The sequence below is a fragment of the Lacticaseibacillus suibinensis genome (assembly GCF_003946175.1).
Taxonomy (GTDB): Bacteria; Bacillota; Bacilli; order Lactobacillales; family Lactobacillaceae; genus Lacticaseibacillus; species Lacticaseibacillus suibinensis.
This window is the reverse complement of record NZ_RHOK01000033.1, coordinates 1-15,097: the sequence shown is the minus strand read 5'-3', so window position 1 is coordinate 15,097 and position 15,097 is coordinate 1. Positions and strand designations below refer to the sequence as shown.

The window sequence follows — 15,097 nt, the reverse complement described above, 5'->3', positions numbered from 1 at the left end:
TTGGGACACGAGCCTCTTCCAGAGGCAGTTAAAGTGGCAATCGCAGTAGGCCTTGAACGCAGTGAATGAGGCCAGCGCCTTGAGACGCAGCCAGTAGCGGGGGCTTATAGCCCCAGTGAAAACCACCCGTTTTACGGGTGGTTTTTATTCGCCTCGCGCCTCGGACCAGATGCCTATGGTATGATGAGGACTAGAAAAGCGAGGGGTAATATGCAGACTTTAACCGCAAAAGGCTTGCGCAAAGCGTATGGCGATAAGCAACTGTTTAAAGATGTCGATTTTTTGATTAACGAAGGCGACCGCATTGGCTTGATTGGGGTGAATGGCACAGGCAAAACCACGCTGCTCAATGGGTTAGGCGGTCTAGATCCGTTTGACGGCGGAGAAGTGGTGACGCCTAAGCAGTATTCTTTGAGTTATCTCGCCCAGCAGCCCAAACTAGCCGCAAATAAAAGCATTATGGATGCGATTTATGGCGGCAGTTCGCCCATTTTTGCGGCTATTCGCGCGTACGAACAGGCGCTGGCGGCGTACACCGCCACGCCGCTGGCTGAAGCTGCCCAAGCGGCTTATAGCAAGGCGGATGCCCGCATGGCCCAGGTCGATGCATGGGATGCGGAAACGGAAATCAAAACCATTTTGACCCAGCTGCATATCGACGACCTCAGCCAAAAAATCGGTAGTCTCTCCGGTGGGCAGCAAAAACGAGTCGGCCTGGCGCAAGTGTTGATTGAAAAACCCGATTTGCTGATGCTGGATGAGCCCACGAACCACTTGGATTTTGATTCCATTGATTGGCTGGAAGCTCATTTGAGCAAGTATAAAGGGGCACTGCTGGTGGTGACCCATGATCGCTACTTCTTGGATCATGTTGCGAACACCATTTGGGAGCTGGATCACGGCCAACTCTACCGGTACCCTGGCAACTATGAAGCCTACGTTAGCCAAAAAGCGTCGCAGGTTGAGCGCGACACCGCCAGTGCGCATAAGCAGGCCCAGCTCTACCAGCAGGAGCTCGCTTGGATGCACGCCGGCGCGCAGGCGCGATCGACCAAGCAGCAAGCGCGGATTAATCGGTTCAGTGATTTGAAATCAGCAATCGCTGATCGGCCCGCGGCAACAGGCACGGTGGAGATGAAAGTGGCTAGCACTCGGCTGGGCAAGAAAGTCATTGAATTTAAGGAGGCGGGCCTGAAGCTTGGCACCCACCAGATTCTGAATGATTTTTCTTGGCTGGTGCAACCAGGGCAACGCATTGGCATCACTGGGCTCAACGGGGCGGGGAAATCGACCCTGCTGAATGTGATCGCCGGCAAGCAGCCACTAGATACCGGGACCGTTGAGCTTGGCGAAACCGTCAAGCTGGGTTATTACACGCAAATGAGCAAAACGCTTGACCCCACCAAGCGCGTGATTGAATATTTACAGGAGGCCGGGGAGGTGCTGGTCACTGATAGCGGCAAGCGGATTTCCACCACCCAGCTGCTGGAGCAGTTCCTGTTCCCGCGCAGTATGCATGGTACCTTGATCGGCCGTCTATCTGGCGGGGAGAAGCGGCGCTTGTATTTGCTCCGGATTTTGATGAGCCAGCCGAATGTGCTGCTGCTGGATGAGCCGACTAATGACCTGGATGTGGCGACTTTGACGGTGCTGGAAGATTATTTGCAGCAGTTCCCCGGTACTGTGATTACCGTGTCGCATGACCGGTATTTCTTGGATAAAGTCGCCGATCACTTGCTGTATTTTGAAGGCAATGGCGTGATTGACCGCCATGTTGGGCGCTTCACCGATTATCTGGCCCAGTTAAAAGCGGCCGCTGCGGCACCGGTTGCCGCCGCCCCGAAGCAGCCAGCCTCAACGGCAGCCACCACGGCCGCCCCGAAGGAGAAGACGAAGCTGACCTATGCTGAACAAATTGAGCATGATCAGTTGCAAACCGACATGGATGCGCTGGATGCTAAAATCAGCGCTTTGAAGGCGCAAATGGCGGCGACGAACGGCGAGGACTATGTGACCTTAGGCGACTTGCAGCAACAAATCGATACCGGCAATGCCAAACTGGACAAAATGTTTGACCGGTTTGCTGAGTTGGACGAATATGTGAACGATTAGGGAGGATACGATGGGATACCAAGACCGGCCATATTTGAATTTACTTGACCGCATTTTAGCCACTGGCAATTACAAAACGGATCGCACTGGCACCGGTACTTACAGTATTTTCGGCGCGCAGTTGCGCTTTGATCTCAGTCAGGGCTTTCCGCTTTTGACCTCCAAGAAAGTGCCGTTTGGCCTAATTAAAAGTGAGTTGTTGTGGTTCCTGCATGGCGACACCAATATTCGCTTTTTGCTCCAGCACAACAACCATATCTGGGATGAATGGGCCTTTGCCCGGTGGGTCGACTCGCCGGCTTATCAAGGGCCGGACATGACCAATTTTGGCCAGCGGCGGCTGCAAGATTCTGAGTTTGCTGCGGTATATGGCAAGGAAATGGCCACTTTTGACCAGCGCATTCTAGATGATGAAGCCTTCGCGCAGACTTACGGCAATTTGGGCTTTGTGTATGGCAGTCAGTGGCGCGCTTGGCGCACGAGTCGGGGGGAAACCATTGACCAGCTAGGCGACGTGATTGAGGCCATCAAAAAAACGCCTGATTCTCGGCGCCTGATTGTATCGGCTTGGAATCCGGAAGATGTGCCCACCATGGCGCTGCCGCCATGTCACACCTTGTTCCAATTCTATGTTAACGAAGGCAAACTCTCGCTGCAGCTTTATCAACGCAGTGCCGATATGTTTTTGGGCGTGCCGTTCAACATCGCGAGCTATGCGCTACTCACGCATCTGATTGCGCAGGAAACCGGCCTGCAAGTCGGTGATTTTGTGCATACTTTTGGCGATGCGCATATTTACGCCAACCATTTGACCCAGGTGCGTGAGCAACTGAGTCGGACCCCGAATCCATCGCCGACCTTAAGTCTGACGCCAGGCAAAACCATCGATAATTTGCAAATGAGCGATATCAAAGTGCTGGATTACCAGCCGCTGGCCGCGATCAAAGCGCCAGTGGCGGTTTAGGAGGAACGCGATGATTGCATTTGTGTGGGCCCAAGACCGTAGTGGCACCATTGGTTATCAGGGCCGTTTGCCGTGGCACTTGCCTGATGATCTCAAGGAATTTAAGGCCCTGACAGTCGGGCAGTTAACGGTGATGGGGCGCCGAACTTACGAAGGCTTGCCGAAACGGCCGCTGCCAAACCGGACGAACGTGATTTTGACGCGTGATCAAAGCTATCAAGCGCCAGGCGCTGTGGTGGTGCATGACCGCGCTGCGCTGCTCGCCTACGCGGCTGCCCATCCCGATCAGCATCTGATGATCACCGGCGGTGCGGAGATTTTCGCCTTATTTGCCGATTTAGTCGATCGCCTTTACGTGACTAAATTAGCAGGAATTTTTCCTGGTGATGTCAAAATGCCGGCGCTGGATTGGGCGGCATTCCGGCAAATGAGCAGTCGGGAAGTGTTCAACGACGATCCGGCCAAATCTCATGTCTTTGAAGTGTGGGATCGCAAATAGTGCAAGGTCAAGCAAACGCCGCGCCTCCAACCCTTTGGGCTAGAGGCGCGGCGTTTTGAAGTGGTTAGACGAACAAGTAGATGGAGGCGTACATGCAGGCTGACCCCAGCATCACGAACAAATGCCAAATCACGTGAATATAGGGGATGGTTTTTTGCGAGTAAAGCAAGGCGCCAAAGGTGTAAGCCACCCCGCCAGCCACTAGCAGCCAAAAGCCCCAAGGACCTAGGTTGTCCCACAGCGGCTTCATGCCGACCAGGCACATCCAGCCTAGCACCACGTAAATGCCAGTTTCCAGCCCGCGGAACCGGCCAAGGAAGAAGAGCTTGTAGGCAATGCCAGCCGCGCACAGCAGCCAAATGGCGATGAGCAAGCCGATGCCGAGCTTGCCGCCGATCGCCACTAAACAGTAGGGCAGATACGAGCCGGCAATCAGGATGAAGACGCCAGAATGGTCGATCACCTGGAGCACATGGCGGGCTTTAGTGAAGTAAAAGCCATGAAACAGGGTCGATCCGGTGTAAAGGATGATCAGCGCAATGCCAAAGCCGAGAAAGCTGACCAGCCGCAGTGGGGTGGTCGCCTTGAAGGCCAGCGCCACGGTCCCGACCACGGCGAGCCCTAACGCAAACGCGTGGGTCACGGCACTCAACATTTCATTATTAAAGGTGTAATAGTGTGATTTCATTAATGGTCGCCCCTGCATGGTCACCACATCCTTCGTTGATTTAAGTATAGAATACCACGACGGCCGTCGAAAAACAATTTCACCTAGTTATAAAAACTAGATATGATAATACTGACAAAGACGCGGGATTTTGCTATACTGATTCCATAATCGAACTTCAGAGAAAGCGTGGCCTAGATGGTAAAAATCAAACTTGTAACGGATTCTTCGATTCAATTGACCCCGGAAGAAATTAAGCAGTACGACATTCACGTCGTTCCGCTGACAATCATGATCGATAGCACCGTTTATGTCGATGGCGAAACCATCACGCGCGCTGAGTTTATGGACAAAATGGCGGCGGCCTCCGCGCTCCCGAAAACCTCACAGCCAGCCATCGGGACTTTCTTAGACCTGTACAACGAACTGACCGCCGATGGCAGCGCCGTACTGTCTGTGCACATGCTGGAAGCCATTTCTGGCACGGTGAACTCTGCGCGCCAAGCAGCTGAATTGTGCAAAGGGGACGTCACCGTGGTGGACTCACAATTTACCGACCGTGCTTTATCCTTCCAAGTCCTGGAAGCGGCCAAAATGATTCAAGAAGACGCTACCATGGCCGACATCTTGGCGCGCATGGCGGTCATTCGTGACCACACCAAGTTGGTGATGGGGGTTTCCAACCTCGATAACTTGGTTAAAGGCGGCCGCATTAGCCGCGTTTCTGGAGTGCTGTCATCGCTGCTGAACATTAAAGTGACCCTTGAAGTCACCGGCGGCGAACTCAAGGCCTTGTCCAAGGGCCGCGGGATGAAGACGCTGCGCAAGTTTGCGGATGAAGTGGTGGCCAGCCTTGATACGTTGCCGAATATCCACGAAATCGGTGTCTCTTACGCTGGCGGGCGTGAGTTTGCTGAAAGCATTGGCGAGAAAATCAAAGCCGTTTTACCTGAGGCCAACTTGCTTGTGCAACCAACCGATCCGGTGATTGCCACTCACACCGGTGATGGGGCGTTTGCCATCACGTACTACACGGATTAATCAGTCGAGTCAACCAGGGCCGCGTCAACTACTGATGACCGGCTCTTTTGTTATTCTACGGAAAGGAGGTGCCGCGATGCGCAAGTTGCGGTGGTTATTAGATCTCTTGGTGGTCGCAGCCGCGGCTGGTTTGGCCTTTGGCGCCTGGAGTCTATGGGGGCCCGCGGCGCAACCACTCGCCATCAAAGGCCAAGTGAAGGCCGTGCAACCCCTGCAGCTCACGGCGGTGGGTGATTCGCTCACCCATGGCGTGGGGGATGATAGCAACAACGGGGGCTATGTCGGCCTGATCAAAAACGACCTGGAGAGCACTGGCAACTACAGCGTCACCACTAGCAATTTTGGGGTGACCGGTGACACCAGTAGCCAAATTCAAAAGCGCGTTGACAAGCAGCCCAAACTGCAAGCTGCTGTTAAAAAAGCCAATATCATTACCGTGACCGTCGGGGGCAATGACCTGATGCATGTGCTACAAAAGCACCTGCTGTCACTTTCGGACAAGGATGTGGCCACGGGCAGCGCTCAGTTCCAAAAACGCCTGAGTAAACTACTCAAAACCTTCCGCCAGTTGAATCCAACGGCGCCGATCTATGTTTTCGGGATTTATAATCCGTTTTATGTTTATTTTCCGAAGCTGACGGCAATGACCACCAGTGTCAAGACCTGGAACGCCGGCACCCAGCAAACCGTGAACCAATTTAAACAGGCTTATTATGTTGACATTGACAGCGTCTTAACTAAGGGGACCAACACCCAGGCGACGGACAAGAAAACCAAGGCCAGTTTAGCCGCGGCCATGAGCGATGACAGCAACAGTAACCCGCTGATTTTCACGGAGGATCATTTCCACCCGAATAATGCGGGGTACGCGCTGATGACCTCACAGCTTTGGCAGAAGATGCAGCAAACGAAACAGACCTGGGAATAACCCAGCACGAAAGGAACAAGCATGCGCAGTCAACACAAGAGTATTAACGTTTGGAAAATCATCAGTCTCGTTTTGATTGGGCTGATTATCGGCAGCGGCCTGTGGTTCGCCCATGCGGTGTTAACGCCGGTGGATCAACCGACCAGCACCACCACCAGCACGACCGGTGATCCGGTGATGACGGTGTCGTTGACCAAGCGCCAGGTGAACCAAATCGTGACTTACTACCTGAATGATTTTCAAAAAGACAGTAAAGTGAAGTACTCGCTGACCATGGCGGATCAAGCCGTGCTGGGTGGCAACTTTACCTTCTTTGGGCAGAAAATCGACTTTGGGCTCTTAATGGATCCCATCGTGCTTAAAAATGGCAACGTGGAACTGAAGGCGCGCCAGCTTAATGTCGGCAGTTTACCGGTGCCCATCAGCTACGTTCTGAACTACGCCGCCAAGTCTTTTAAGCTGCCTAAGTGGGTCACCCTCAATAGTAAGCGCAAAACGATTGTGTTAAACTTGAACAAATTCAAAATGGAAAACGGCATGCAAGTCAAAGCCACCAAGATTGACCTGCCGAATGACGAAATCGATTTTTCCGTTTACCTGCCGAAAAAATAAGGCGGTGAAGCGGGGCGAATCTAGGATGACGGTCAGCTCAACGCGTTGAAGCGGTATTTTGGCTTCGAGACGTTGGGCGCAGCGGGGCGCTCATCCGTTGCCCCGCCAAGCGCAACGATAGCGTGCGGAGTGCACTATAGGCTGTGAGAGTCGGCGGCGACTGCCTGCAACCACGTTAACCACTAAATCGAAAAAAGGGGATTTTCATATGTCTGAAACTGCAATTTTTGCCGGCGGGTGTTTCTGGTGCATGGTGCAACCATTCGAAAGCCAGCCCGGGATTATCAATGTTGTTTCTGGGTACACCGGCGGGCATGTGGCCAATCCCACTTATGCGCAGGTCAAGGCCCACGAAACCGGGCATACTGAAGCCGTTCAGATCACCTTTGATCCGCAGATCATTTCATACGAGCAACTGCTGGCGATTTATTGGCAGCAAACTGATCCCACCGATGCGATGGGGCAGTTCCAGGACCGTGGGGACAATTACCGGCCTGTGATTTACGTCAAAGATGCAGCGCAGCGTCAGGCGGCCGAAGCCTCGAAAGCCGCGCTCGTCGCTAGCGGCCGTTTTCAGGACCCCATCGTGACGACCATTGAAGCCGCTCAACCTTTCTATGCGGCAGAGCCCGAACACCAGCAGTTTTACATGCACAACCCGCGGCGCTATGCCGCGGAGCATCAACAGCGTCAGGAATTCATTGACGCCCACTGGGAGGAAAATTAATGCGGCAATCTTTTTACCAATTTTTGATGACCCTGCGCAACCCCAACGACCATGGAGAAGTGGCGAATTTTGCCCAAAACGCGTTTTTCGATCAAAGTTTTCCAAAACAGGAATCTGACTTTGAAGCGTTAAGTAATTACTTAGAACTTAATGGTGGCTATCTGCCGAGCATGAGCGTGTTTGACGACGCGTATGCGCAGTATCAGGCCCACGAACATATTGGAGGTCACCATGGCAGATAAGGATCAAAAACCACGCCGTCCCTTTAAACTCCCCAGTTGGCTGAAAGGCGTGCTGGTCGCGGCGGCCATCGTCGCGGCAGGCGGGATTGGCTATGCCTTGCGCCCGGTACTGGATACTTCCGTGCAGCAAGTGCCGAGCAGTTTTACCAAAGTCCTAGCGACCTACAACTCGATTCAGGAAAAATACTATAAGAAGACTTCGAGTAAAACGCTGGCCAATGGTGCCATTTCTGGCATGATGGCCAGCCTTGGCGACCAGTTCTCGACTTACCTCGAAAACGATGAAAAGTCCTCGCTTGATAGCACGATTTCCGCCAGCTTTGGCGGCATCGGCGCCACTGTCCAGCAAACTTCATCGCACCTGGAAGTGGCGAGTCTGCAAGCCGGTTCCCCGTCGCAAAAGGCGGGAATGAAGGTGGGCGATCAGCTGGTGAAGGTGAATGGCAAGTCCGTTGAAAAAGCGGGCGTAAATGCCGCCGTCAGCAAGATTCGCGGTAAAATCGGCACCACCGTCACGGTGACCGTCCGCCGTGATGGCAAGTTGCTGAAGCTAACCATGAAGCGGGCTAAAATTACCACTGATACTGTCACCACCAGTTTGGCAACCACGGATAAAACCATCGGGATTTTGACCATTACCAGCTTCTCTGAACCCACCGCCAAGCAGTTTAAGGCCGGCGTCAAAGCGTTGCGCAAGCAAGGCGCGAAGAAGTTCATCGTTGACTTGCGTGGTAATCCTGGTGGCCTGCTTGAAGATGCCTTGCAGATTGGCTCGATGGGGCTGAAAAATGGCCAAACTATCGTCAAAGTGCAAGATCGCAGCGGCGCCACCCAGGTTTACACGGCCGGCAAGCAATACGACCACGGCTTTAAGGTCAAGGAACCGATTGCCGTTTTGATTGATGGGGATTCGGCCTCCGCCAGTGAGATTTTAGCCGGGGCCTGGAACGAAAGCCGCGGCGTGCCACTGATTGGGGAAACCAGTTACGGCAAAGGCACCGTGCAAAACGTGGCCCAAATCAGCAAGAATGCGGAAGTGAAGCTGACCGTGGCCAAGTGGCTGACGCCAAACGGCAACTGGATCAACAAGAAAGGTCTCGCGCCAACGATCAAGACCTCGTATCCGGCCTGGGCCCAGATTCAAGGCTTTACCACCTCAAAGATGAAACTCGGCGATGAAAGCGCGGATGTCCATTCGTTGCAGATTTCCCTGCAGGCAGCGGGTCAAACCATTCCCGAAGCCAACGGTTACTTCGGGCCAACCACCCAGACTGCCGTCAAGAACTTTCAAACCCAGCAAGGCTTGCCCGCGACGGGTGAAACCGACGCGGCCACCATGCAGGCCTTGATCAAGCTGTTGTCTGGCAAACTGGCGCAAAACGACAACGCGATTTCCAGCGCCGTCACTTATTTACAAGAACATTAGCGGCCAGAAATCTAAAAAGGTAAAATCGGATGGTACGATAATCCGTTGTTCTGGCAAGTCATTCGACGAGCGACCGTGCAACACAAAGGGGAACGCTTCGAATGAATGATCTATTTGAAAAAGCACCGGTACCTAAAGCGTATATGCAACTGGCTCTGCCTGTCGTTCTCGGCATGGTGGCCAGCATGGTATATAACCTCGTCGACACCTTTTTTATCGCCCAAACCGGCGATGCGAACTTGGTGGCCGGGGTCACGCTGGGGGCACCGGTGTTTTCGTTTATGCTGGCGGTCGGCGATATCTTCGGCCTCGGCGGCAGTGCTTTGATTTCGCGGTTGCTAGGGGACCGAGATTATGCGCAGGTTAAACGCCTCAGCAGTTTTTGCCTGTATGCCGGCATTGCCATCAGCTTGGTCATCAGTGTCCTGATGCTGACTTTTGAGCAGCCAATCTTAACCTTGTTGGGCGCCACCGCCGCCACGCGCGCTGACGCCGGCGGCTTCTTCCGCATGCTCGCCCTCGGGGCCGTGTTTATCATTGTTTCGTTGGTGCCGGGGAACATCATTCGCACCGAAGGCTTGGCGAAGGACTCGATGATTGCGACCATTAGTGGCACGGTGTTGACCATTATCCTTGATCCGCTTTTTCTGTTTGGCTTTGGCTGGGGCGCAAGCGGCGTCGGCTTGGCGAACGTTCTTGGCTACGCTTTGAACACGCTGTTATTGCTTTGGTTCACCCAGCGTAAAACGCAATATCTCAGCATTTTACCGCAGCAGGCCAAAGCCTCCGCCGCAGCGCTCAAAGCAATCGTGGCGATTGGCATTCCGGCCTCACTCACCAACTTCATGCAAAGTTTTGGCACCATGCTGCTGAATCAGCACTTAGCCCCATATGGCGCAGACATGGTGGCAGCAATGGGCATTGCTCAGAAAATCTATATGATTGTGATGTTGATCATGGTGGGATTCGCGTTTGGTGCCCAGCCCCTCATTGGGTATAATTACGGGGCAAAGAACTACCGCCGGCTGCACGAGATTCTGCGCTTTGATTTCAAAATTGAGTTGGGCTATGCGCTGGTGGCAGCAGTGCTGTTGATGCTCGGGGCCACGCCGCTGGTCCGGTTGTTTATGGCCACGCCAGTCATCGTGGCCAATGGTGCCTTGATGTTACGGGCACTGCTCATTACCACGCCTGCTGTGGGCGCAATTTTGGTTTTTACCACCGTGTTCCAGTCCTTGGGTAAAGGCGCCAGCGCCTTGATCATGGCGATTTCTAGGCAAGGGGTGTTGTTTGCCATCAGTATGGTGATCTTGGCGCAGCTGTTCGGCTTTCACGGCATTATTTGGGCGCAGGCCACGGCGGATCTGTTAACCTGTGTCCTTGGTTACTGGCTGTACCGCCGGGTGGCCCATCACTTGCAGGCTTAAGCCGACGAATAAAGGAGGATTCCGCGACCGCGCGGATTGGGTAAAATGAAAAAGTTAATGATCGGGACTTTGGTGGCCCTTGCCTGTGGGTTAGGTGCATGTAGCAACACGTCAAACTCTAAGGCCACCAGCCAACCAGCGGCGAAGGTGACGAGTCAAAGCAAACCAGCCGCGAAAACACCGGCCAAACAGCCCGCAAAGATGAATTTAGCGCAGATACAAAAAGGAAATTATCAATCGTTAAAGGGGCAGTGGACCCAAATTGCGAATGCCACTAATTTCCACAATGGTACCCAAACCGGCTACCAGGCTGGTGGCAACGCGAAGATGGCGGTGACGAAGGCCACTTTGACCGCGGCTGATGTCAAACTAGCTGGTGACAAGTTGAGCGACCCCAATGGCGAGCATCCGCTTAGCTTCAAAGCCACCGGCCAGGCCCTAACCGCTCTGTTGCAAGATTCCGGTAACGTGGCCATTAACTGGGCCGTGACCTTCTACCCAAAAGGGAGCACCAGTGAGTTCAAATCAATCACCGGCGATGCCACCAACCAGCAGAATATTGTGGTGGTTTGGACCAGCAACAACGACACCAGCTGGGTGTTTGCGGAGGGTGTTTCGGCGGCGCAATTGAAGACCATGCAAGGCTTGAACCTTGAGGCGCTCGGGCAAAATGATTTCAGTAGCTTGGCTGGCACCTGGAAAAATCCCACTGATGGCCGCACCATGACCGTCACCACTAAAACCGCCACTGCGCCAGCCAGCATGAACCTCAGTGTTGCCACTGGCGTTGAGCTCACCACCAAAGACAGTGATGGCTATGCCGAGGTAATCACCTCCGGCCCTGTGACGACCGGTTATATGATGGGCTCGATTGGCTCTTTTAACCCCAATGTGATGTCCGGCATGGCGCCACTGGCAATTGTGCCGAAAGGCGTCCAGATGTCGGCCGCTGATGATTCTGACGCCAGCCGAGACCGTCTGATTCCTGGCGGCGGCCAAAGTGGGTATCAAACCGACGCTTATTACAAAGTTGACTAAACACTTGCAGTCCTCATCGTTTGAGGGCTGTTTTTTTGCAGCAGATGACCACCTGGCGTCGTGGTGCGATTATGGTTACAATGAAACTAGAAACCGTTTTCTAAAATCTCAAGCCTTGGAGGACCAGCAGATGGTGACAAGAGCGGATCGTTATGAGTTTGCGAGGCACAATCGTCAAATATTTGTTGCGGGCAATGAGGAAGCAATTGACCACCTTGAAACACGCTGGAGTGAGCAACTCACTCAGCTTGGCTTTAAGATGGATATGCTCGACTCGGTGCTTGATAAGAAACATCAGCTGCCCAATCCGGTTGAGCATGAAGCAACCAAGGCCTTTTTGACCGGCATTGATGACGACCAGGCCTTAGGCAACGCCATCTTTTCGATGTATCGGCAGATTACGTACTGGGGCTTTGACGAGCACTTAAGCGACCCCGACAACCGGTTTTGGTTTGCCACGGCGTTGACCCAGTTAGCGGCGTTAACGCAGCCGTTGGGAACAATCCAAAAAGTGGTGATTAAATCCTCAGAAGGTCGGTTTTGGGCGCCTGCGCCAGATAGTCTGACGACCCAGACGTTAACGTTAAAAGGCGAAGGCAGAGCCAATTTAGCGAGTTATTTCTTTAGTGGTTATCGGCGCCGCCAGACAGCTACGGTGCCAGTGGGCAAATTAAGCGGGGTGCTTGATCAGCTGGCGGCTTTTGCCAGTACGGTGCGGCCACCTGAAATAGTGTGTGACGCTGGGTTCTGGAAAATGACGGTCACTGGTGAAGGCGGCGTTCAGCATGCGCAAGGGTCAATGATTGAGGCCGAACTGCTGTCGGAACAGTTGCGCGATGTGTTGCCATTTCCTTATTTGATGCTGTTTGATAATGCTCCCAATCAACTGCAACGCCTGGTGATTGCTTATGTACCGGATGATGACACGGCATAAAAAATGGTGATTGATCGCCACAGCCAGTCGTTCTCGCTCACAACGCGGCAAGGTGCCACTCGCACGCGGCTCGGCCTGACGAGTCCAGCGGTGGGGCGCTTGCTCACCGGGTTAGACTCGCCACTGGAGCGGCCTCAGTCAGATGAAACGAGCCAAATTGCGCCGAATTTGACCGTTACGGCGCGGTATCGGCAAGGCGACCCAATCATCGTTAAAGGCACCCTGAGCCTGGATGATCCGATTCCGCACTGGGCAAGTTTGGCGGCGAAGATCCAGACTTTTTTGGGGGAGTTTGCGCCCCAAATGTTAGACGCGCGGGTAATGAGTCGCAAGACGCCGGTCAAAGGTGAGCTGCTCTATGCCCAAGTCGTTTTCCATCACGGCGGTAGTCCGTAGAGTTATATTGCTGATCCGCAGTATGCCGTGGGCGATCGGGTCGTGGCGCCACGCAATCATAGCGAGGCCTATGGCACGATTGTCGCGATGGCTTGGTATGCGCCCAATCAGGCCCCATACCCGCCGGCCCAGACCAAGCGGATTTCGCGCCTAGCTGATCCCCTGGAAGAAGCAGAGGACCGTTAGACCTTGTAGGGGATGCGCGCACACTCAAAAAGAGGGGTAGCCTTGGACCAAGTGACTTTTCTCAGACGTTTACTTGCCATCAGTGAAGCTGGACTGGCGTATGCGCAGGATCGCTTTGATCAAGAACGGTATCAAGACCTCCGGCGCCTTGCGCAGCAGCAGCTCGCCACACTTGGCGACTGGCCGGTAGGGGAAGTCGCCGATTTGTTTGCGCAAGAAACTGGCTATCCGACGCCTAAAGTGGATGTGCGGGCCTTTATCACCCGCCGCCAGCAGGTCTTGTTGGTAGCGGATGCCACTGGCCACTGGGCTTTGCCCGGTGGTTTTGCTGAGGTTGGCTGGTCGCTGAAAGCCAATGTGGTCAAAGAGGTGCGCGAAGAAACGGGTCTGGCCATGACAGTCGGTGAGTTGCGGGCCATTTACGATACCGCGCAGCGCCCCGATATTCCGCAGGCGTTTCAGTATTACAAAATGATCTTCGCCGGCACGATTGGAGAAGGGGAGTTTGCGGCCAATAGTGAAACGGTTGCGACCGGGTGGTTCAGCGAAGCCGCCTTGCCGCCGCTTTCGCTGAAGCGCACGACGCCGGAACAATTACATCGGTTGTTCGCTGGCGGTGAACTGTACATTCAATAGTGATTTTGAAGTGAGGCAACGAGACCTCACTTTTTTGATTCCGCGAGGCAAGCAAGTTCAGTGGCGCCGGGCTAAAGCCTGATTGACGCGGGAGATGAAAGGGGTATCATTAACTTAAATTGGGCGGTTATGGGCAATTTCTTGGGAGGACAAGATGGGGATATTAGTACAAAACGAATCTCAAATGCAGGACCTGGTGCGCGCATTGGGAGTCGAACCAGAGGCCAACTTTTTGTATGCCCGGCATCATAACGGTGCTGGGAAAGCGTTCGCCTTGGATCTACTTGGTCCGAGCGCGACTGCGGCCAGTGAGCCTGCTTTTCTGCTGGTCTTTACACCCGCTGAAATCATTGCCCAGCGCCTCAGTAATCAGCAAGTTCATCGGTATGCTCGCGCCGACCTGACCAACTTCAAAGTGCGACGGCGCGCAGAATTCAGTGGTCATTGATTTTGATCATGCTGGAGAGCACGTGAGCTTCTATGCCGATATGGGTTCAAGCATGCGGCTGCAGTATGTCGCTGATAATTTAGCGGCGCTGATGGCCAATCACTTTCTAGGGTACGCGACGGATATGAGCCAAGTCGGGCAGACTGGGTTGGCCAGTTTTAAGTATCCACTGCTAGAGTCGCTGCTGCCAGTAGCATTAGTGATTGCCATGCTGGCCCTGAAAGCCGATCATTTCGGGCGCTATCTTGCAATTAGTGGTTTGATCCTGGTATTGATCTGGCTACCGAAGATTCCGCGACCGCATCGGCGTTAGCGACCACCTCTAACGAGCAACTGACCGCAACGAGCCATCACATCCATCATCAACAGCAAAAAATCCGAATCAAGTTTCCAGCCGGAAGCCTGATTCGGATTTTCGTTTGTCTGCATGTTTGGCGCCGTTAACGTTGCTTTGCTTTTCCTCTGAATGTCGTCAACCACCAGCGGTCACTCACATCGTTGTGGTCGTAAGGCGAAAGCTCGCTGATGGCGGCAAGATAGGCTTCGACTTGCGCCCAAACTGCGGGCGAATCATCGAAGTAGACGGTGCGTAGGGTATGAATCATGGTCAGACGTTGGTAGTCTTGCCAAGCAAAGACGCGCGCGGGTTGTTTGTGGAAATAGTCCTCCCCAGTTTACAATTCAAGTGCAACACCCTGACGACTAGACCAAAAAGGCCATGAAGACCTATTCTTGTTAGTACTAGCTAAACAAGAAAGCAGGAATCTTCATGACCCACTCTCAGACTAACACCCACAAGCATTACCAACAACTC

The 15,097-nt window shown here is 53.6% G+C and carries 18 protein-coding genes; 17 read left to right on the top strand and 1 reads right to left on the bottom strand.

Annotated elements, in window-relative coordinates:
* Positions 1-210 precede the first annotated feature (210 nt).
* The 3 genes from EKM90_RS11850 to EKM90_RS11840 are packed head-to-tail and all read left to right on the top strand — an operon-like array spanning position 211 to position 3,575.
* The gene (locus EKM90_RS11850) at positions 211-2,112 is read left to right on the top strand and encodes an ABC-F family ATP-binding cassette domain-containing protein (protein WP_125582920.1); all 1,902 of its coding nucleotides are present in this window, start codon (positions 211-213) and stop codon (positions 2,110-2,112) included.
* A 10-nt stretch (positions 2,113-2,122) separates the two neighbouring features.
* Complete coding sequence (locus EKM90_RS11845) at positions 2,123-3,076, top strand: thymidylate synthase (protein WP_125582918.1); 954 nt, start codon at positions 2,123-2,125, stop codon at positions 3,074-3,076.
* A gap of 10 nt (positions 3,077-3,086) precedes the next feature.
* Positions 3,087-3,575 (top strand): dihydrofolate reductase, encoded by a 489-nt coding sequence (locus EKM90_RS11840; protein WP_125582916.1) that lies wholly within the window; start codon positions 3,087-3,089, stop codon positions 3,573-3,575.
* Between the two features lie 64 nt (positions 3,576-3,639).
* Here the strand turns inward: EKM90_RS11840 and trhA are convergent, their stop codons facing one another.
* Positions 3,640-4,263, bottom strand: coding sequence for a PAQR family membrane homeostasis protein TrhA (gene trhA, locus EKM90_RS11835; RefSeq protein WP_373301087.1), 624 nt, complete (start codon positions 4,261-4,263; stop codon positions 3,640-3,642).
* Between the two features lie 177 nt (positions 4,264-4,440).
* On the opposite strand from trhA, the gene EKM90_RS11830 reads away from it, so the two are divergent.
* The 14 genes from EKM90_RS11830 to EKM90_RS11770 all read left to right on the top strand — a co-directional run bounded on the left by EKM90_RS11830 (position 4,441) and on the right by EKM90_RS11770 (position 14,596).
* A complete protein-coding gene (locus EKM90_RS11830) occupies positions 4,441-5,283 on the top strand; it encodes a DegV family protein (RefSeq protein WP_125582912.1) in 843 nt (280 codons plus the stop codon).
* A gap of 76 nt (positions 5,284-5,359) precedes the next feature.
* The gene (locus tag EKM90_RS11825) at positions 5,360-6,211 is read left to right on the top strand and encodes an SGNH/GDSL hydrolase family protein (protein ID WP_125582910.1); all 852 of its coding nucleotides are present in this window, start codon (positions 5,360-5,362) and stop codon (positions 6,209-6,211) included.
* Between the two features lie 21 nt (positions 6,212-6,232).
* A complete protein-coding gene (locus EKM90_RS11820) occupies positions 6,233-6,823 on the top strand; it encodes a YpmS family protein (protein ID WP_125582908.1) in 591 nt (196 codons plus the stop codon).
* A 208-nt stretch (positions 6,824-7,031) separates the two neighbouring features.
* Positions 7,032-7,550, top strand: coding sequence for a peptide-methionine (S)-S-oxide reductase MsrA (msrA, locus tag EKM90_RS11815; RefSeq protein WP_125582906.1), 519 nt, complete (start codon positions 7,032-7,034; stop codon positions 7,548-7,550).
* Positions 7,550-7,792, top strand: coding sequence for a YozE family protein (locus tag EKM90_RS11810; RefSeq protein WP_125582904.1), 243 nt, complete (start codon positions 7,550-7,552; stop codon positions 7,790-7,792). Before msrA ends, EKM90_RS11810 begins: the two co-directional genes overlap by 1 nt.
* Positions 7,782-9,218, top strand: a complete 1,437-nt coding sequence (locus EKM90_RS11805) for a S41 family peptidase (RefSeq protein ID WP_164507980.1) — start codon at positions 7,782-7,784, stop codon at positions 9,216-9,218. The genes EKM90_RS11810 and EKM90_RS11805 overlap by 11 nt, the downstream gene beginning before the upstream one ends.
* Before the next feature lie 101 nt (positions 9,219-9,319).
* Positions 9,320-10,645 (top strand): MATE family efflux transporter, encoded by a 1,326-nt coding sequence (locus tag EKM90_RS11800; protein ID WP_125582900.1) that lies wholly within the window; start codon positions 9,320-9,322, stop codon positions 10,643-10,645.
* A gap of 45 nt (positions 10,646-10,690) precedes the next feature.
* Positions 10,691-11,683 (top strand): DUF6287 domain-containing protein, encoded by a 993-nt coding sequence (locus EKM90_RS11795; RefSeq protein WP_125582898.1) that lies wholly within the window; start codon positions 10,691-10,693, stop codon positions 11,681-11,683.
* Positions 11,684-11,813: 130 nt separating this feature from the next.
* The gene (locus EKM90_RS11790) at positions 11,814-12,617 is read left to right on the top strand and encodes a hypothetical protein (RefSeq protein ID WP_125582896.1); all 804 of its coding nucleotides are present in this window, start codon (positions 11,814-11,816) and stop codon (positions 12,615-12,617) included.
* A gap of 3 nt (positions 12,618-12,620) precedes the next feature.
* Entirely contained in the window at positions 12,621-13,013 is a 393-nt protein-coding gene (locus EKM90_RS11785; protein WP_125582893.1) for a hypothetical protein, read from the top strand.
* Between the two features lie 27 nt (positions 13,014-13,040).
* Positions 13,041-13,199, top strand: a complete 159-nt coding sequence (locus EKM90_RS12950) for a hypothetical protein (RefSeq protein WP_225422865.1) — start codon at positions 13,041-13,043, stop codon at positions 13,197-13,199.
* Positions 13,200-13,211: 12 nt separating this feature from the next.
* Entirely contained in the window at positions 13,212-13,835 is a 624-nt protein-coding gene (locus tag EKM90_RS11780) for an NUDIX hydrolase (RefSeq protein ID WP_125582891.1), read from the top strand.
* 154 nt (positions 13,836-13,989) lie between these two features.
* On the top strand, positions 13,990-14,283 hold the full coding sequence (locus tag EKM90_RS11775; RefSeq protein WP_125582889.1) for a hypothetical protein: 294 nt from the start codon (positions 13,990-13,992) through the stop codon (positions 14,281-14,283).
* A 22-nt stretch (positions 14,284-14,305) separates the two neighbouring features.
* Positions 14,306-14,596: a hypothetical protein gene (locus EKM90_RS11770; RefSeq protein WP_125582887.1), complete on the top strand. Its 291-nt coding sequence runs from the start codon at positions 14,306-14,308 to the stop codon at positions 14,594-14,596.
* Positions 14,597-15,097: the final 501 nt, after the last annotated feature.